Here is a 19749-nt window from a genome sequence, read left to right on the forward strand (position 1 = left end):
GTTCCCTTCCGGGCCTGTTACAATTACCGTTTTTCCATCATTGGGAATGTACCCGCACTGTCAATCCTTTTTTATCATTATTAACCCGTTTTTATCACAAGAAATACCATTCCGGATGTTGGCAGAAGGCGAAAGATTTGAATAGGAAGGAAAAGAGAACGAAACAAAATTCAAACCAAACAAATTTCCTTAAAGAGTCCCCTCGCCCTAAAATATCTCACCGTTAGGTTAATCGAGTTGACCTTAACGCAGAAACATTTTACGCATGTTTTATGAACGTAAAAGTTATGCGAAGTTTCACTTTTTTCCTTTTCATTTTTCTTGGATGCAAAAACGCCTCCGGAAATTCAAAATCCATATTGCTCGCGCTTGGTGGGGCAGTCATTGCGACAACAACAGCCAGTCCCTCTGGCACGAATAACGGAGAAGGACAAAATTCCGATTTACCTCAAAGTTCTTCAGGTTCCACCTCCTCTACAAATTCTAATTCAAGCAACCAAACATCGAATGCAAGCACCACTACTGATAGTTCCACAGTAAATGGGAGCAGTTCAGATAATTGTGTAACTTCCACCAATGTTTTGTATGTAAATGGGGATACTGGAAACAATTCTAATGCAGGAACAAAAGATTTACCATTATTAACCATCCAAAGAGCCACGAATGTCGCCACATCGGGACAAACGATTTGCATCATTTCAAGGGCAGGAAACGCAAGCTATAATGAATCAGCCCAAATCCTTGTCTTACCATCAGGTGTGAATCTAAAGGGCGGTTATTCCTCAAGCCTTGTCCGCGACCTAACTGCAAATCTCTCGAAGATCACCTCAAATCGTATCGGAATCCAGATTAATAATTTAAATGCTGCTGTCGAAATCTCTGGCATAGACCTGATTACGACTCCACCTGGAGACGCAGCAAACTCAACTATCGGCATACTGGTATTAAATGGAACCTCCTCACTCACTTTGAAAAGCAGTAAGATTGAATCAACATCCGTTCCTGCGACACTAAGCGCAACACCTGGTTCCAGTTATGGACTTGTTGCCTACCAACTCAACCAATTGTCGATCCTATCTTCTCATATAAAGGCAGGAGACGGCGGAAACGGAGCCGATGGTGCCAATGGGACAAACGGCGTCTCGGGAGGAGATGGTAGCCCGGGAGCACCGGGTCGCATTGATGATGAATCCCAGACCGTATTAGGTGGTAATGGAGGTGTGAATGCCTCCTTTTCCTCCTTGAATGGTTTTCGCGGGGGGAATGGAGACCAAGGCAATACTGCCACGGTCGGTCAAGCCGGTAGTGGACCATGTGGTGGTTCGGCGGGTACGAATGCGGATCCGGGTAACCCAGGATCCAATGCCACATGCACTGGTACTGATGGAAGCAACGGAACACCAGGTGCCAAAACAGGAAATTCGTTTGGCACAGTGAATATGTATTATTATCCCGCAAATGGAAGCGACGGAACTGATGGAATTTCGGATGGAACTCCTGGGAGTGGTGGTGGTGGAGGCGGCGGCCAAACGAGCACTTTTGTTATCGATGGAACCGGAAACGGTGGGGGTGGAGGTGGTGCCGCCGGATCAAAAGCGACAAAAGGCTTCAAACCAAGTGGGGGTGGCGCAAGCGTTGCGGTCTTTGTTTCTGAAATTACCAGCTTGTCTTTAGATTCCAATCACCTTCAATCAGGCAAGGGTGGGAATTCTGGAAAGGGTGGAAAAGGTGGGGACGGTGGAGCCGCAGGTCAAGGAGGTGCCGGCGGAACGAATGGACTCTCAGAAATTGGCCAGGGTGGAAACGGGAGTCGCGGAGGCAAAGGCGGCGACGGTGGTGCCGCATCAGGTGGAGGCGGAGGACCAAGCATTGCTTTCTTCTATAAGAATGTTGCAAACATCCTGAAAATAGAAAACAATCAATTCACAACAGGGAACGGTGGTTCAGGTGGAGATTCTTATATAGCAGATCCAGGAAACGGCGGCCACTCTATGGGAATCTATAAGGATGGTGGCGGGGCCTCAGCTGGTACGCTTTCCACATTCAATTTAGGGAATGCAGGAACACAAGGCACGAGCACTGACACGGGAAGAACCGCGAGTACTGGCACGAGAGCAAATACAAATTGATCCAGTTCTCATCTTGCATTCGATCTCCTTTTTTCGACGTCAGGTTCTTTGTAGGGTAAATTGTTTTGAAAAATAGGCTCGATTTTATTGAGGACTTATCTTTACCTCACTAGGAATGAACTCCTTTTCCAGCTCGGAAATCATTAGATGGTGTTTCTTTCTTGTGCCAATCGCGTTGGGAGCTATCTTGCAGGGGCCAATCCTGTCCGAACCCACTCAACCTAGTTACTCATCGGAGAAGGAAAGATTCGGATTAGCCAACCAACGTAGCCCGATTGGACGTGAGTTTTTTTCTCTTTTGCCTGGGATTCAGTACCGATCGAGTAATTTAATTATAAATGCGCCTAACGGATCAAAGCTTCGTATGCCTGATGAGGAAATTAGCGAGACAAAATTCTTTATGGATATTAAATCAAGGGATTTTCATTTCGGTGAAGTATGGGGTGTATTTTTACTCTATCAAAATTTTGATTTTGATCTCACAAAACAATCGATAAATAAATCATACGGAGGTTTTCTATCTACTGGAACGAATGTCTATGCCTCGAGTAACCGGGTAAATGATGTTGGAACCGAAATGAAAGGGAATATAACAAGCCTTATGCCAATTTTTTATATCGGTGATAAGGAACGAGAATTTTTTCGGATCGGACTCGGATTGGGACCAAGCAAAGTCCACATGAAGGGAAATCCCGATTTTTATAATGGATGGAATGCCGAAGCACCTGTTCTCGCACTGATCGGAAATGGATTACTTTCTGACAAAATCGATCGATACGGAGATATCGCCTTATTACGAAATGGAAAACCAGAATCTGATCCGATTAACACCTACCTACTTTCAAACCTTTCGCAACCAGGAAATTTAGAACTATTCGGTCTCTACCAATATAGCAAAGGGAATTTAGACATTTCAAATATGAACGGTTATACTCTGTTACTTATCTCGCAATACGCAGAGGGAAATTTAAATCCACTTCAAATCCTTTCACTCGCCGCTGTCTCTAAAAGTGATTTTAAATTAAAAGAGAAGTATGTCTCTAGTTTTTACTTTTTTTTCGAAATACCCTTTTATGATGTTACCTTTCGTTTTGGTTACGGAGGACCCATCTATTATCAGGAGGATTACCGTCTCAGGTTTCATAACGTTGATCTATCGGTCTTCGTTCCGATAGATATTTAAAAATGACAGGATTGAAAAAATTTGGAATGAAGTTCTTATCTTTTTTTTGTTAGTTCCAAGATCACATCTGCATACCAGGCACAATTCAGATTCAGTCTGTCATCTTCTTGCTTATCGCGGGTGACCATATCCATTCGTGAGGTGTGAATGCCTATCAAGTGCCACTCCGAATCCACTCTGATGACAACGGGCGCCCCACTCGATCCACGATGCATCTGCGCATCTGTCAAAAAATAACCTAATCCTTGGAACCGAATTCCAAACGAAGAAGCAATGAGAGCGTTCCTTGCGACGGGGAGCTTATGTAAGGTATCATAAAAACCCAAGGGAAAACCGGCAATCACCGCGGAGGTGCCGACTTCAACATCATCGGTCGCAGTGACCAATTGATCTTCATGAAATGCTTCTAAAAAAACTTTATCACCCAACGCCTTACGATCTAACTCTATCGCACAAACGTCTACGAGACCCCCAGAATCATATGCTTCCATCCATAAGGGTCGATTCTCCCGATACAAGGGTATGGAATAATCTGTTGTGATCGTGATGTTTTCTTCATTGATGTGTAAGTTTATGATGAGGATATTCGGACGATGCTGTGTCCCTTCATCGAGAACAACATGCCTTGCAGTAATCAAATACAAACGGTTTTCTCTTTCGAAAAAGAAACCTGTAGCACTTGTTAATTGCTGGGTTCCAAATTTTGTGATTACAGAAGTTACGGATAATAAGAGTGGTTCAATCAATGTTTTCGCCTATGTGCCTATTTTAATTTCTACATTCCTTTTGGCAAGTATAGGATAGATTTCAAAAGTGAGCCTGCGCCACGGATCGCAGCATAAATCCCGCCCACCATTTCATAAACGACTTTATGGACGGCCTTTAGCGGATATCCGGGTCATTACCTAATAGAAGTTGACAACTAACAGAAAAGTGAGGCGCCAAAAAAAAGGACTTAGGCTTTTGATAAAACCAATTTTGTAATCTCCGAAGGTGCTCCGATGCGAAGGGGCGGACCCCAATAACCGGTTCCTCGACTAACGTATATTAGCATATCTTTATATGTATGTAAACCAGCGACAAATTTCTGGGCCAGGTAAATCAAGATATTACCCGGAAAGTATTGACCGCCATGAGTATGCCCAGAGAGTTGCAAGTCATAACCAAGACCGGCAGCCTCAAAAATACTATTTGGTTGATGAGCCAATAAGATTTTGAAATCTGAGTTTTCGCCACCTTGGATTGCTTGCAATGGATTTGTTGCATGTTCTCTAACAATTGACCCTGCTTTCAAATCAGTAACACCTGCTACGGTAACGGTCGCTCCCTGATGATGAAGAACTTTATTTTCATTTATTAAAACCTGGATGCCTAACTTTTTAATTTCTGAGATCCAAGCATGAACTCCTGAGTAGTATTCGTGGTTTCCTGTAATATAAAACGTACCATATTTTGACTTAAGATCACCTAATGGTAACAAATGTTGTTTAAGCCGACTGGCTGGTCCATCCACGAGATCGCCAGTAATGGCCACAAAGTCAGGATCTAGATGGTTGATTCTGGCTACGACTCTATTTAGAAATTTACCTTTGATTGTCGGTCCTATGTGGACATCGGAAATTTGTACGATGGTGAAACCTTCAAGATCGGCATGTAAGTCTTTGATGTGAATCTTTACTAGAACTGTCTTAAGCTTTTGGTGGGTCTGATAAAAACCATAAAGAGTCAAAAGGATGGCTACGCCAATCAGACCAAGGGAAATGCTAAACTTAAAATACGTCCCCTCACCTACCTGAGGTAACGTGAACCATAGCGAAAGTTGTGTGAGACGAAAAAGTAAAGTAGCAAGATCCTTAAGAATCACGAGAGAAAAAAGAATCGTGAAAAAGCCGAGACCTGTAAAGGCAAAATAAGAAAAAAAGGACTGCACCCATTCACTCGCCGTGACTTGACTGAGAAAATATGATACGGGGATGATTAGGATAAGAACTATGATGGCGCCCCAAAATAGGTAGACGGAAAGACCTGAAAGAGAGAGCCCTTCTACCAATCTAATTCCAGTATAGATATATGCGCTTCCAAGTATCGTTGTAAAGACAGTAAGAAATTTGAGAAATGAAGTCATGTTAGAAATTTTTTTCCTTTGCACTGATTAGACTGCTTAATTTATAGAATCCAGCATGCATCACGAACAAATCAAAACAAAATCTGACGTTATTCTCATCGGCGCCGGGATCATGAGCGCGACTCTAGGTATTTTTTTAAAAGAACTCGATCCTAGCCTAACAATCACAGTTCTCGAAAAATTAGATGCCGCAGCCAGAGAAAGCACAAATGCTTGGAATAATGCTGGAACCGGACATTCAGCTTTTTGCGAATTGAATTACACACTCGAAAAACCGGATGGTTCCATTGATATTCAAAAAGCTCTGCATATAGCAGAAAATTACGAAATATCTAAAGAGTTTTGGTCCTATTTGGTTTCAGAAAAACACATTCTTTCTTCAGACCAATTCATTCACTCCGTTCCTCACTTTAGTTTTGTCTGGGGAGAGGAAAATGTAAGTTTCCTAAAAAAAAGATATGAAAAATTAATCACTGACCCTCTATTTAGTAAACTAGAATATACGGAAGATCGATCCCTCTTAACGGAATGGATGCCTCTTGTAATGAAACATAGGGATCCCTACCAAAAAGTCGCTGGAACAAGAATGGAACTTGGAACAGATGTGGATTTCGGAAATCTAACAAGAGCTATGTTTAAGTATCTGGGAAGTCTGGGAGGTGTAACAATAAGCTATTATGAACATGTAAAGGATCTAGAGCGTGAGCCAAATGGACTCTGGAATCTCACTTCTACAAACTTGATGAGCCATGAAAAAGAACACCATGAAGCAAACTTCGTGTTCATAGGCGCAGGAGGAGGATCACTCCCTCTACTTGAAAAATCCGACATACCTGAAGCGGAAGGATTCGGTGGATTCCCAGTCAGCGGGCAATGGTTGCGATGCAAAAACCGTGAGGTGATAGAAGCTCATTTTGCAAAAGTATATGGAAAAGCATCAGTTGGCTCCCCACCTATGTCGGTTCCGCATCTTGACACAAGAATTATGGAAGGAAGAAAAGAATTATTATTTGGACCTTATGCTGGTTTTACGACAAAGTTCCTAAAGAAAGGATCCTACTTTGATCTAGCAAAATCTCTGGAACTTGGAAATATTTTTCCGATGTTATCCGCTGGTATGCACAACCTTCCTCTTACAAAATACTTAATCGGACAAGCGATGCAATCTCATGAAGATCGAATAGATGCTCTCCGCGAATATTTTCCAGACGTAAAAAGTGAAGACTGGGAACTCGTCATCGCAGGTCAAAGGGTGCAAGTTATCAAAGCAGACAAAGAGGAAGGCGGTGTTTTGGAATTCGGAACCGAAGTCGTCGCTGCCTCAGATGGGTCTCTTGCAGCACTTCTTGGAGCATCGCCTGGTGCTTCCACATCGGTGGCTATCATGCTTGAGGTGTTAGCTGACTGTTTTAAAGAGAAAATTAAAACTCCAGAATGGCAGAGCCGGTTAAAAACGATGATTCCTATTTATGGGGAGGCGCTGATAGGCAATGCTGCACTCTGCCAAGAAAGCCGAGCAAGGACCGCAAAAGCTCTGCATCTAAAATCTTAGCTTTCGAGCGATGGGTGACTTCATTTCTATCTAAATTTTTTCTTTTGAATTTTATAGAAATGAAGGATCAGAAAATGACAAACAGTGGAGATTGTTAAACAGATCCATATTTGAAAAAAACTTAGAACAGTTTCAGGGAAAAATAAAACAAAGATGAAAGTGACTCCACAGAAAAAGTGGATACGATTTTGAAGGATGATCAGTCGAAACTTACCCGCAAAGAACGAAAAAGGCAAAGACAAAAGCATACCGATCTGAAATGGTAAATACATGGGTCCAGGAAACAATCTCTGCAATAGAAAATAAGAAAAGTAGTATGGTAATAATTCCTGTAAGTACAGCCTTCTCCATGGGATTTTGTTTTTGATGAATTGAAAAAACAAGATACTGTAAAGAAGCGGATAACATAAGAAGACTAAATTGCTCTTAGAGGAGTTAAAACTCTCTGCCTCCTTTTCGGATTCGATTCGGTATCCTTCCGGCAAGGCGTAGGATTTTATATACTCCTCCACCTCGGATCTTAACCTTGAGGAATTTCCATCCAGCTTTACAGAAAAACCAAGCATGCGACTCCGATTTTTATGATAGTATTTTAAAGGGATTTTTCCCTCCTTTAACTCCACCAGCTCCGAGATAGGGACCATCTGACCTTTTGTATTTTTAATTCGTATATTATGAAAGTTTTGTTTTGAATTTCTATACTTTTCAGAATAACGAACACGAATATCAATCTCCTTTTCATCGGAAAGAAATTTAGATGCGATACCACCTTGCAAAGCCAGATGCAATTCATCACCAAACATTGGTACTGTTAGATCTGAAGTTTTCATAGATTCAGATTTTGGTATTAATTGCAATTCTTCCCTCGCTTGTTTGTATCTCAATACTGCTTCGGAAACTCCATCGTAATCTTTAATTTTCTCAGTTAATTCCTTAGTGATTTCCTCGAGGACTTCTTGCTCTGGACCAATGACTTCAAATAGAATTTCTTGGAAATAATTTGAATTTGGCTCCGAGGGAAAATACAAAAAGCCATCACTTGTATTTCCAATCTCCGCCTTCATGCGGAGTAAAAATTCCTGATATGGTAAAATTCCGTCTTCCAGTGTTAGGAGAAGGAGGGAATGAGATGGGTCTATTTTGCTAATGACTTGTTTCACTTCTTCCATTTCATTCAATTTCTTTTCTACCTGGAGAGTGATTTCACTGGTATGAGCGAAGGAGGTACCTGATGGAAATTCTAAAATGGCGAAGGTTTGTTTTGCATCTGATTGTATGTTGTCATAAAAATCAACCCGTGCTAAAGAATAAAAACTGAACAGGAGAATGGAGATCGAAGTTATAGGCAAAATCTTGCGATCCGATAATAAGGAATCCTCCCATTTCTTTAGAATGGAAATTTGTTTTCTTGAAAAGTAACTCAGAAGTCTACGTAAAGTGAAATAGAAAGCATCTGAATAGTTTTTTAAGCCTTGGAATTTAAAGCAGGAATGAGCAGAGAGGATTGGAAAATAATAATCCATGAAATAGAAAGTGAGGATCATTTGGACACAAAGCATAAAATAAAAACGGAATACTACCGATGATAGAAAATTGGAGATCAAAAGAGAGATAAAAACTGCGATCAGCCAATGCAGAGATTTCGTTTTTTCTCTATAAAGAATGTTAGTCTGGCTAATACTGATTTCTTTGTTTCGCAAGAGATACCATAGGCAAGCTCCAAGAACAAATCCATACATTCCTGATAGTGAGAGGGATTTTGAAACCATAGAATGCATAAAACAAAGAGAAAAAAAGGAAAAAAATAATGATAACAAAAATAGAAAAAAGGGAAATGATGCTTTGTAAAAAAAAGTATGATAAAAACATAGAACTGTTAAAAAAATGGCGACTAACTTTAATATACCAAATGTGGTATCTCTGATTAAAAGAGATTCATCTTGACTGAATTCAATTTGTATTTGAGAGATATTTTTCTTATGAAGAATTTTATAGATTTTATCGGTAATGACGATTGGATCACTCGCATCATTCTTGTAGAGGAATAGAGAGACTTTTTCTTGTGCGTTGATCCTTGCACCGATTTCCTCGTCTCTCGGCAAAAAATTCACTTCTGCAATGTCTTTGAGATATACGATGCCACCAGCTGAATCCAAGCGTATGGGCAAATCACGGATGAAATGCATCTGTTTCCATCTTGCTCTTGTTTGCACAAGATAATCCAGTTTTGTCTGCCTGATTTTTCCAAGAGAATCGTTTTGGTTTGTTTCAGATATCCGGTCGACAATATTCCGTAAACTTAGTGAATAAGCTTCTAACTGTTTGGCGTCGCAAGATATTTGTATTTCTCGGATTTTCCCTCCGGCAATGAGAACTTGGCTCACACCTTCAATGGATTCAAATTCTGATTTAAAAGATTTTTCCACTAAATCTCTAAGTTCGTTAGGATTCATATATTTCTTTGAAAAGGAAAGAACCATTAAAGGCGAATGAGAGGGATCGTAACGATAAACCTGAGGTCTGTGGATATTTTTAGGAAATAAGGTTAAGATGGTATCGATCTTCTCTCTAAACTCTAAGGACTTAGTTTTTAAATTTTGATTTGAATCTAGCTGTAATTGGATTTGAGAAATTCCATCCTCAGAAACGGATGTCATTTTTCTCACTCCTCCCACCTGCGAAATGACTCTCTCTATGGGCCTGGTAATCTCAGATTCTACTTTGCTTGCATCTAAACCTCGAGCTTCCGTCCTGATAGCAATGCCAGGAAAGTGTGCTTTTTCTTCTCTCACGAAAGGTAGTTCAAGAATCGTAAGCATGCCAAATAGAACCGGTATCATACCGACCATTAACGATAAAGTCGGGCGACAAATCGAAAATTGCAAAAACCTATGGAACAAAAGAACTCGATTTCCGTTTCTCAATTATTAGGAACAAAATCGGAATGACAAATAAACTCAAAATTACAGAAGTTAACAATCCGAAAACGACAACAATCCCTAAGGGTGCTTGGAATTCTGAGCCCTTCGAAATTGAAAATAGGATAGGCAACATTCCTAGAATAGTGGTCGAATTGTTCATTAGGATTGGTTTGAGAACCGTGCTAGTTGCTTTTAACAAGGCTTTCTCCGGATCAGTTGACTCTTTTAAGAAGAGATGAAAGTATTCGAAATAGAGGGTCGCATTATCCACGACAACTCCGAGTAACAATATAAATCCCATAAATGAACTGATATTTAGGCTTTTCCCGCTGATCAATAACGCTGGTATTGTGCCTATGAAAATGAGTGGAATGGTCGCAAGCATGACGAAGGAAGTCAGATAGGATTCGAACTGACCGGATAAAAGCATGAAGATCAAAAACAAGGCAAGAAGAAAAGATAACAAAACCTCCCGAAAAGAATCTCCTAATTTTTCGTTTTCATCCCCGCTTCTAATCTTGATCTCACTTTTTTCAGCATAACGATTTATCAGAGTTTGAATCTCCTTTTTTAGTTGATCCACTTCTTCATCAAATCCGATTCGAACGTGATTTACTCTTTGATTTGCGATTCGAAAAATATTTGTATCCACTGCTCGTTTTGAAATATTTATAAATTGTCCCAGATAAACAGATTCTCCGTTAGGTGCAACAAACTGTAAATTTTGAATCTTTTCGATCGAATCAGAGGATCCTTTCTGAATGCCCAAGCGAATGGCAATCGATGTTCCGTTAACTTGAAGATCTGAGGCGTGAAGTCCTTTCAAGGAAAGTTTAACAAATGTTGAAACTTGGGAATTCGAGATTCCGAAACGAGCCATCTTGGATTGGTCATAATTGATTTGGTATTCGCTTGCTTTCGTTTCACTACCGAGAGTAACCCAGAAAACACCAGATAGAGTTAAAAGCTTATCTTTCAACAAGGCTCCAGTTTCAGCAAGTTCAGCCAATTCGTCCGAAATGATATCAAAGACAAGAATCGATTTTTTTTCAGAAAGAAGTTCCCCCAAAACATTTTCCCTCGCCTCAAAAATCACTTTTACTCCTTCAAACTTAGAAAGCCGATTCCTGAATCTTTCCACTACTTCCTTTGTAGTTTCATTTCTGCTTTCTCGCAACTGCAGAATCATTTCGGCCTCATTTGATTCAGCAACCGCAGTCGGATTCAAACGCAAATTTTCCTCAGAACCGCCTAATGTTGTCAAAATGGACTCGATAGATCTATCCTGTAAGAGAGAGGTTTCCAGATACGCAACAAATTGAGATAAAGAATCTAAATCACTTCCTGGAGGCAATTCAATCTGGATTGATATAACTCCGGTATCAATACTTGGCATATATTCTTTTGTTAACCAAGGAATCAGCATGAGACTCAGAAAAAATAATAGGAGTAGCGTAGAAAGAAAAAGCGTTTTGGCTTTGATAAGCGAAGAGAGAAACCTGTGAAATATTTTTATAATTTTCTCCTCTTGGTAAATTTTAAAAATAAATATATTGGATGTCACCGTTTTCCTATACTTATAAAGATAACTCGCCAATAGAGGTATAAATAAAATTGCTGTCATGAGACTAAAAGTAAGTGTGATGATAATCGAGAGTGCCATCTCACGGAAGATAATCCCAAGTGTACTTTTTATAAAACCGATGGGCAAAAAGACTATGATCGTTGTTGTGGTCGCTGAGAAGACAGAAGGTAAAACTTCCATTGTCCCTGCCAATATAGAATCATTTAATTTACTTTTAGTTTTTAAATTACGTTCGATGCCACTCAATACGACATTGCTAGAATCAAAAAGCATACCAATTCCTAAGGCAAGTCCTCCAAGACTCATCATATTGAAACCAATACCGAGAGAACGAAAGACAAGGAAACTTGGAAGTAAGGTGACCGGTATCGTAAATAATAGAATGGATGGACTCTCGAAATTTTTTAGAATGATAAGCAATGCAAAATAGGCCAGTATTGCTCCAATCACTAAATTCAGATAGAGTCCGTTTAATGATTCCTTAATGAATATCGATTCATCGTAACTGATCACTCCTTTAATCTCTTTGGAATACGTGCGATTGATTTGATTGACGACCAAACCAACTTCCTCAGCGATTTTCACAGTATTTTTGCCGGGCTCACGATACAGAGAGAGAATGACGGCTTCTTTGCCGTTATATTTCGCAAAACCACTTCGAGTTTTATACGTTTCAGTAATTTTTGAAATGTCGCCAAGTTTTGTATAACTAGTTTCCTGGCTCTGTATGATCAAATTCTCCAGATGGTTTTTTGTTTTAAATTCACCTAACAGACGAACAGGTAAATCTTTGTTTCCAAATGGTAGGTGACCTGCTGGAAAATTTTTATTATTCGAACTGATGAGTTGAGGTAATTCGTTGGCTTGGATTTTATATGCACGCAGTCGTTTCGGATCAATCTCAACAAAAATTTCCTTTTCATGACCTCCTCTAATTTCAACGAGAGCAATTCCGTCAATCCGCTCAAAATAGAGTTTTATTTGCTCATTGATAAAGCCCCTTAAATTTTTCTCATCACCGAGTGCTTCAGAATTAAAAACAATTTCCAAAAATGCCTTTTTCGTAGGATCAAATTTTGAAACTAATGGTTTTGATGCTTCGTAAGGTAAAACATCCCGAATCAGATCCAGTTTTTCCCTTATTTCTAAGATCGCGTAACCCATATCAGTTCCATTTTTAAATCTGAGGTAAACAAACGAATTTCCTTCTTTGGAATTGGATTCTACTTTTTCTACACCTTGGATCGTACCTACTATTTGAGAAATTGGTTTCGTGATGATACTTTCAATCTCCTCTGCGGAGGCATTTGGAAATGAAGTAATTATGGTGAGCTGTGGAAATTCAATGTTTGGGAGTAGGCTTAAGGGAATATCTTTAAGAGCGATCAAACCAAATAAGCAGACTCCTAGATAAAACATCAAACTGGCAATGCGACGCTCTAATATCAGCTTAATGAGATCTGAAATCATTGAAATTTCGGAACTACTGTGATTCCATCATATAAGCGGCTTAATGGGCTGAGGATAACAACCTCTCCCTCACTTAATCCTTGTTTTATTTGAATTCGATCCTCCCTCTTTTCTCCAAATTTTACGCGCTGCTTTATGGCTTTGCGGTCCTTCATCACGTAAATATCTCCTTCCTCCTCTTCCAAGGATGCAATGGCAGATAAAGGAATGAAAATCACATTTTGAATTTCTCCAATCTTAACATCAGCGCGGACAAACATGCCCGGCTTTAAATCAACTTGCTTGCCTGAAAGTTCAAGCTTGGCATCAACCGTATGTGATTTTTGGTCAACAAGCGGGTTTATCTTTTTTAAAACTCCTTTATAGTTTTTATCTGGAAGAGAATCGACGGAAATATTTGCGATTTGACCTTGCTTAATTTTTCCGAGATCTCCTTCATTTACGGCAAAGGAAACGTAAAGTCCTTGGCTAGAAATTACCGTGATTATTGGTTGCTGGCCTCCTCCCGCATTAATGAGTTCACCGGTTGTTCTATGGATACGAGCGATCAAACCGTCTATGGGAGAATACAAAACTGCCTCTTTGATGAGCATCTCCGTTGTTCTTAAATTTACCTCACTCGCTTTTAAGTTGGTTGCGGCAACTTCCATTTCCGAATGTTCCAATCGAGTGCTAAGGGTCTTTAGAAGTTCGATCTTTTCTTTTTTTAAATTAGGAAGCGCATAACCGGCATCAGTAATATCTTCATCACGAATTCCGACAAGAATCATATCTAAATCCCTTCTGGCGTTGTTTGCAGCAACTTCTCTCGCATGCAATTCCAGCTTCAGATTTTCATATTCTTCTAAGGCTATCACACCTTCATTGAAGAGAATCTCTTTTTTCCGAACAATCTCCATAAGCCTGAGGTATTCTTCATTTGTTTTGTTATAGACTGCGTTTCTTTTATCCGCCTCACCCAATTTGATTTCTAAATTTTTCCTCGCTATCTCGTATTTATCCTTGGATAATTGATAAAGAGCCTTGGCGGAATCATGAGACGCTTTTTGTTTTGCTAAATCCAATTCGAATGTCAGACTATCAAGTTTTACGAGTGGACTCCCCTTTTTGATCCTCTCGCCCTCTTTAACGTATATTGTTTCGATACGACCGCTAACTTTGGAGTGTACCTCTACTCTTTCCAGTGGCTCCAAAACTGCAGAATAACTCATTATGGGAGTTATAGATTCCTCTTTGATTGTCTGCGTTTGAACGCTTAATCCTTCTGCACCTATTTGTGAACTCGCTTCATCTTTATTTTTTGTTAGATTGTCATAGTATGAACTTATTGAGAGATGTTTTGAATAAAAGATTCGATTGAAAAATGGTAACTTCGCACGAAGGCCAGACCAGGTCAAATTAGTATAAAGGATTGTAATGCCTAGATAGATAAGTGTACTCACCACTAGTTTCGAAACGAAGGGAATTTTAGTCAGAAAGATAAATTTTTCCCTTATCATCTTAGATTCCCGTGACAATTCCAAAAATGAAATAGACGATTAAACTAAAGGGAACCAACCAAGAAAATGCCCCTCTTCTCTTATTCTGTCCAAAATAGCTATACGACCCTTTCACAAATATCCGCGTGGAAAAAATAGTCCCAAGGATGAACATAAATATCCATATCGATACTAACAGACTAAAGACAAATATTGATGCATTTTCATTAAAGGGGAAGATCGTATTGGCAATGAAGACAATGTAGAGGCAAGCAAGCAGAATCGACATTCCATGTAGACACAAGCCCATATGGACACGAAAGCTTCGTTTCCCTTCCTCCAAAAATCGAGCAAAAGCATAACTTAAAATTGATGTAAGTAACAAGATGATACTAAAGGAAGCAAGCACATACAACACATTCCAGGGATAAGAATTTAAAACTAAACTGAAAGAACTGTATCCTTTTTTCTCAAAATCCAATCTTATCATTTCATTTAAATTTGCGAAATAAGGATATCCTAAAAGGTAAATGAAAATGTAGATACCGACATAGAGCAAATAGGTGTAGACAAATAATTTAAGACCGAAGAGGAAAATTTCCTTTTCCGTTTTGTTCCTTTCATATACAACACTAAAATTAGGCGTAAAAAGATTCTTACATTGCTCTATATGGTATCCAATGGATAATACTTGTTTCATCATTTTATTTCCTCTTTTTCTCTTCGTTAAAAAATGCTAATCTTGACTGGTGGAATTGAACTTTTTCTTCGATGCCTAAGCGTTGGTAGATCCGATGGAGTTCTTTATGCGAAAGTATGATCACATCGGTTTCTTGTACAATCCTCTCATAACATTGTATTGCTTCTGGAATTTTTCCTAACTCCTCATGCAATTTGGCAGAAAGGAGAAGCAATTCTAGATTCGAACTATCTTTGTTCAAGGCTGCCCCTACTTCCTCTAACATTTTTGATCGATCTTTTTGGTAAAAAAAATCAGATTTGATTTTTAAGAGGAAGGCCTGATAGCCATAGGTATCATCATCTAACAAAGAAGAGAATATCTGACTTGCTTTTAAAAAATGTCCTTGGTAAAATTCGATTTTGCCGAGATACAGTGAGACATCTTTGTAATTCGGTTCGTAGGAATTTACATTCGTGAACTTTTTTTTAGCGCCCTCAAGTCTCCCCTTTATATATTCCAGCTTTCCCAGCTCATATTCCTGTTTCAGATCCGTGTTGTGATCCGAGCACGAAGAAAGCATTACAATCAATACAAGAAGGGAAACTTTCATTTGTTTGGTACCTCACGTGTATTTTTCGCCAATGCGGCGGCCACTGTTCGCAATTGTTCCGATTCTTTTAAGGAATCACGAACAGACTGCGAATGGATCATCTTGAGGATATTGCCTTCGTGATCAAAAACGTTTAAAAAGATTAAGTGATTCTGCTTTTCAGGTGATACCATATCTCCCGCATGGATAGAGTATATGCCTTGGATAAAATAATCGAAATGGTTGCTCTCAAAGAGAGATTGAATATCTGCTTTTTCCAAAAGTCTTTCGGAGGCAAATTGGATCTGGTTACTCTCACCTGCACTGCTCCTAAGGCTCGAGGGTAGTGATGAACGTTCGTTTCTTATTTCCACCTCTCTTTTTACTGGTTGGCTCGAATGATTTATGATTGAAACTCCATTTTGCATCAGTTCGAAAATATAAAGCTCTCGAAAATCGAGAGCCACCGTTTTGGGAGTCCTGTAGTCCCGAGCAATGACAGGTCCTATCAAATATTTTTGATTCGATGCATTTAGATGTATCGCCGAACGAACATGATACCCTTGTCCGTAACAGGCCATCAGAAAGAAGGAACAAAAAATTGAAAATTTCATCTATTTTGCCTCCATACTAAAATGAAATGAGGAAGAAAGCGGAACTTGGAGAACATCCCTCGCAGTCGTATCGACTGTGATCATATAAAAAGGATAGCCCGATTGTGTATCGTCTGAGCGTAATAAATTGAAGTCTCCCAAGGTGGAAGCATTACCAAACGCCGACGAACCATTGCAAGATGCTTCAAGTTCTGAAAATATTAAATTGATCACCCTGCAACCGTAAGGATATGAGGATTGACAATCTTCCCAGTTCCAACTTGCAAGCTGAAGGATCGTACCGGGTGGGGAAAGGCGTCTTAGGCGGATCGCATTTACCGTCTGGTTTAGATCCATATAATTCGAGAATATGATTCGAAAATTATCCGTGTTACTGTCGGCGCAAGAAGCGGAAGAGCCAATCGAACCACTTCCGGAATCTCCTGCACGAAATTGATATGCTGATGCGGAAAGTAAAGGCAAGGTATGATCCCAGAAACAATGGCCAGAGAGCCAGTTCCCTCCTAGAGCGTTTCCAGTTCCAGGAAGTGAGGTCGCGCATCCTTGTGATGCAACTCCTATCGCTTGTACAGTCGGAGCCTCATTGGCTCGTCCACCCGCCGCAAAACTATAAATAGATGCCGCTTCCACGTAGACTCTATCGACTGTGACAGCACCCGTACCTACGCTTACTGTATACCGTGTCCCATAACTAAGTTTTACATCAGGAACAAATGTCAGGGAGCGATTGTCTGTCGACCAAGAATAGGTTCCAGTGAGATTGGGCGAAATTGTGATGCTTGCTTGCGTTTGTATCTGATTCATGGCTCTTGAAAAAGTGATACGAATCGGATTCGAAGTTGGATTTCCCAAACAAGCGTTTGCAATGGCAGTTGTTGTTAAGTCTGCACTGGCGGCCACTCCCTGCAAACAATTCGACAAGGTATCAGCCTTTAACGTAAGGCTCGAGATCACTGGTAATAAATTTCCTGTGCCCACGTAAAAACTACCCGAAACGGGAGCTTGGAGTTTGATACCTTGGACATCCGTGCTTTGAGTAGATAAATTAAAATGAATCCTAGTTTTATAGACAAAAGGAAAATCAGGTAACACCCGCAATACTGTATCGGAGATCCATGTGTAACTTCCCATTAAGGAGGGAGAAAAAACGAGCGCGGCCATCGTTGCCTGCTTATCCATAGGCCGTGAAAAACGAAATATGATAGTATTCCCAATTGGAGTTCCCATACAAACATTGGTTAGTGAATCAGAAAGGAGATTGCTTTGAGTGGGTGAATCTCCGTTGCATCCTTCCGTCGTTCCAGTATGTATTAAAACTTCGCTTAGCGCGGGATAGGATCCTGCGGTTCCCGCTTCTCCAATAGAAAAAGAGGCACTTTGGATTTCGCGCAAATCGCTCCCACTCTTGGATTCACAATTTTTTGTTAATGTATAAGTATAGGTTCCATAATTCCAACTTGTTGAGGGAGTGAAGGTTAAACTATAATCAGTAAGTTCAAAATATCCCTGGGTGTTCGGTGCTATGGAAAAACTTTGCACACATGAATTAACGTTCATGGGTTTATCAAATAGGATTACAATTTTTTGCGAGCGAGGCAGACCAGTATCACCCATTCCAGGTATGGCCGATAAGACCTTCGGAGATTCGTCATTGGGAAGGAGCGTAAGCATCTTTTCAGTATCAGAATTCAAATGTTTACAGGAAAAATAGATATGCGCACAAAAAATCATCAGAAGATAAGACACCGTATTATTCATGTTACTCTTCCAAAAAGAAAGGATATTCATATTTTTTCCTTACCGACTTCGATTCGATTTTCTGTTTGTATTCCAAATCATTTCCCGAATTATTAGATCGATTCTCATTCTTTAAGAGTTCAAAAAGAACAGAATTGCCCTTATCTTTTTTGATTTCAAAAAAATTAATTTCCTCCTTTGCAATGGAAGTCGCATAACAATATTCGATACCCGATTCCAAATAACTTGCGAGTGAGGAAGTGACTTCCTCCACAGATTTAATCAGCTCAGATTCTGCGCTAAGCAGATCGACTTCTTTTAGAAAGCCGATTGCGAACTTAGCTTGGACCGAATTCCAGGTACGCAAAGATAACAGAAATTTTGAATTCGCAAGAGAGAGGAGCTGCCAAGCTTCGATCCATTTTTCCTTGGATTTAAAGGCTTCCGCCTGCAATGAAATTTCAGTTAATTTACTTGTTCGAAGGGCATCCGAAAGTGCGATTTTACCTTCATAGATCTTTCTACTATAACTCAAATCATCAAAAAGATTTAGTGTATTGCTATTAAAAGCATTTTCGCCCCTCCCAACGAACTGAGGCCCAAAACCAGGAATTCTTTGGATGCCTGTTCCGTCGGTTTGAATCCCATAATTTGTACTCGTTTGGTTGGTAGAACTTCCCAATTGCGTTTGCACCGAAAAACTAAATCCATACACTTCATTTTTAACAGGAAGCGCTCCGTTCACATTCTCCCCATAATAACCACCTACCGAGATTTTCGGCTTCCAGTGATTATCCATAATTTCCGTTCTGGTTCTCAAATTCTCGATGGCAATTCTTGATTTTTTGATTTCTGGTTTATCGCTGATGATACGGAATTCATCACCAAAGCTGAGATTAGGTGGGAAGAAAACATAATCACGAACTAGGGAATCTTTGATGACAATCGGAGTGTCTAAGGGCAAATTTAGCAGTCTCTTGATCTCAATCTCATTCTGCAAATGTAAAGATTTTGCCTTAAGCAATTTTAATTCAAGTTCCTGGACTTTATTTGCGATTTCAATCTCTTGTAAATCAGTAAGAAAGCCCTCTCTTCTTTCTAATTTTGCGTCCTTTAATTGTCTGATTGTCCTTTCGTATGATTTCGTGTAAGCAAACGATTTTGTTTCGCTGGCGATTAACCTAACATAGGCTTTGCGAATCTCCAGTAGGAGTTTTTCCCTGGCAATTTTCCAGTCCTCGTGATTGAGAAGTTCCTGCAATTTTACAGATTCAATTTCAAGCGAGGTTTCTCCACCATCAAATAGCAGCTGGTTCAATTGGAGACGGATGTCATTGTATTGGCTGTCCGGTTGGTTTACGTTTGCGTTTTTTAGGCCAAAGTAACTGATTCCTACTCTAGGGAGAAAGTTTCTCCACTTTTCTGTAGCCAGCATTTTGAAAACTTCCCGTCTGTCTTTTAAGCTCGCAAGAATCACACTATTCGTCAGTCCCACTGCCTCCGCTCCTTCCATGTCCAAGGGCAGCGCACTCTCTCCCGATAGATCCAGAGCCAAGAGAGTGATAACGAGTAGGATGCATGTTAGGCTTTCCAGATTCATCTATCTAGAAGAGGGAAGGAAATTCGAATTATTCCAAATTATTGCCTTTTTTTTGAAAAAAATCTGCAAAGAAAGTGCGCACTT

The 19749-nt window shown here is 39.9% G+C and carries 13 protein-coding genes; 3 read left to right on the plus strand and 10 right to left on the minus strand.

Annotated elements, in window-relative coordinates:
- The first annotated feature begins 272 nt into the window (after positions 1-272).
- Positions 273-2129 carry a hypothetical protein gene (locus EHQ58_RS05240; protein WP_135622829.1) on the plus strand — a complete coding sequence of 619 codons (1857 nt, stop codon included), beginning with the start codon at positions 273-275 and terminating at the stop codon, positions 2127-2129.
- 115 nt (positions 2130-2244) lie between these two features.
- Positions 2245-3312 carry a hypothetical protein gene (locus EHQ58_RS05245; RefSeq protein ID WP_167883543.1) on the plus strand — a complete coding sequence of 356 codons (1068 nt, stop codon included), beginning with the start codon at positions 2245-2247 and terminating at the stop codon, positions 3310-3312.
- A 35-nt stretch (positions 3313-3347) separates the two neighbouring features.
- Here the strand turns inward: EHQ58_RS05245 and EHQ58_RS05250 are convergent, their stop codons facing one another.
- Entirely contained in the window at positions 3348-4058 is a 711-nt protein-coding gene (locus EHQ58_RS05250) for a trypsin-like serine peptidase (RefSeq protein ID WP_135622831.1), read from the minus strand.
- 209 nt (positions 4059-4267) lie between these two features.
- Positions 4268-5437: a metallophosphoesterase gene (locus tag EHQ58_RS05255; RefSeq protein WP_425460473.1), complete on the minus strand. Its 1170-nt coding sequence runs from the start codon at positions 5435-5437 to the stop codon at positions 4268-4270.
- Positions 5438-5492: 55 nt separating this feature from the next.
- Between EHQ58_RS05255 and EHQ58_RS05260 the strand changes: the two genes are divergently transcribed.
- Positions 5493-6989, plus strand: coding sequence for a malate:quinone oxidoreductase (locus tag EHQ58_RS05260; RefSeq protein WP_135622832.1), 1497 nt, complete (start codon positions 5493-5495; stop codon positions 6987-6989).
- 26 nt (positions 6990-7015) lie between these two features.
- On the opposite strand, the gene EHQ58_RS05265 is transcribed toward EHQ58_RS05260, so the two are convergent.
- Genes EHQ58_RS05265 through EHQ58_RS05300 form a run of 8 tightly spaced genes read right to left on the minus strand, consistent with a single transcriptional unit; the run spans position 7016 to position 19665 of the window.
- Positions 7016-9913, minus strand: a complete 2898-nt coding sequence (locus EHQ58_RS05265; RefSeq protein WP_342776215.1) for an efflux RND transporter permease subunit — start codon at positions 9911-9913, stop codon at positions 7016-7018.
- Entirely contained in the window at positions 9879-12965 is a 3087-nt protein-coding gene (locus EHQ58_RS05270; RefSeq protein ID WP_135622834.1) for an efflux RND transporter permease subunit, read from the minus strand. Before EHQ58_RS05270 ends, EHQ58_RS05265 begins: the two co-directional genes overlap by 35 nt.
- Positions 12962-14464, minus strand: coding sequence for an efflux RND transporter periplasmic adaptor subunit (locus tag EHQ58_RS05275; protein ID WP_135622835.1), 1503 nt, complete (start codon positions 14462-14464; stop codon positions 12962-12964). The genes EHQ58_RS05270 and EHQ58_RS05275 overlap by 4 nt, the downstream gene beginning before the upstream one ends.
- A gap of 1 nt (position 14465) precedes the next feature.
- Positions 14466-15143, minus strand: a complete 678-nt coding sequence (locus EHQ58_RS05280) for a hypothetical protein (RefSeq protein ID WP_135622836.1) — start codon at positions 15141-15143, stop codon at positions 14466-14468.
- Positions 15144-15147: 4 nt separating this feature from the next.
- On the minus strand, positions 15148-15735 hold the full coding sequence (locus EHQ58_RS05285; protein ID WP_135622837.1) for a tetratricopeptide repeat protein: 588 nt from the start codon (positions 15733-15735) through the stop codon (positions 15148-15150).
- Positions 15732-16328: a hypothetical protein gene (locus EHQ58_RS05290; RefSeq protein WP_135622838.1), complete on the minus strand. Its 597-nt coding sequence runs from the start codon at positions 16326-16328 to the stop codon at positions 15732-15734. Before EHQ58_RS05290 ends, EHQ58_RS05285 begins: the two co-directional genes overlap by 4 nt.
- Positions 16329-18116: an Ig-like domain-containing domain gene (locus EHQ58_RS05295; RefSeq protein ID WP_135622839.1), complete on the minus strand. Its 1788-nt coding sequence runs from the start codon at positions 18114-18116 to the stop codon at positions 16329-16331. It lies immediately after the preceding gene.
- Positions 18088-19665 carry a TolC family protein gene (locus EHQ58_RS05300; protein WP_135622840.1) on the minus strand — a complete coding sequence of 526 codons (1578 nt, stop codon included), beginning with the start codon at positions 19663-19665 and terminating at the stop codon, positions 18088-18090. The genes EHQ58_RS05295 and EHQ58_RS05300 overlap by 29 nt, the downstream gene beginning before the upstream one ends.
- Between the last annotated feature and the right edge of the window lie 84 nt (positions 19666-19749).

It is taken from the genome of Leptospira ognonensis (assembly GCF_004770745.1).
Classification (GTDB): Bacteria; Spirochaetota; Leptospiria; order Leptospirales; family Leptospiraceae; genus Leptospira_A; species Leptospira_A ognonensis.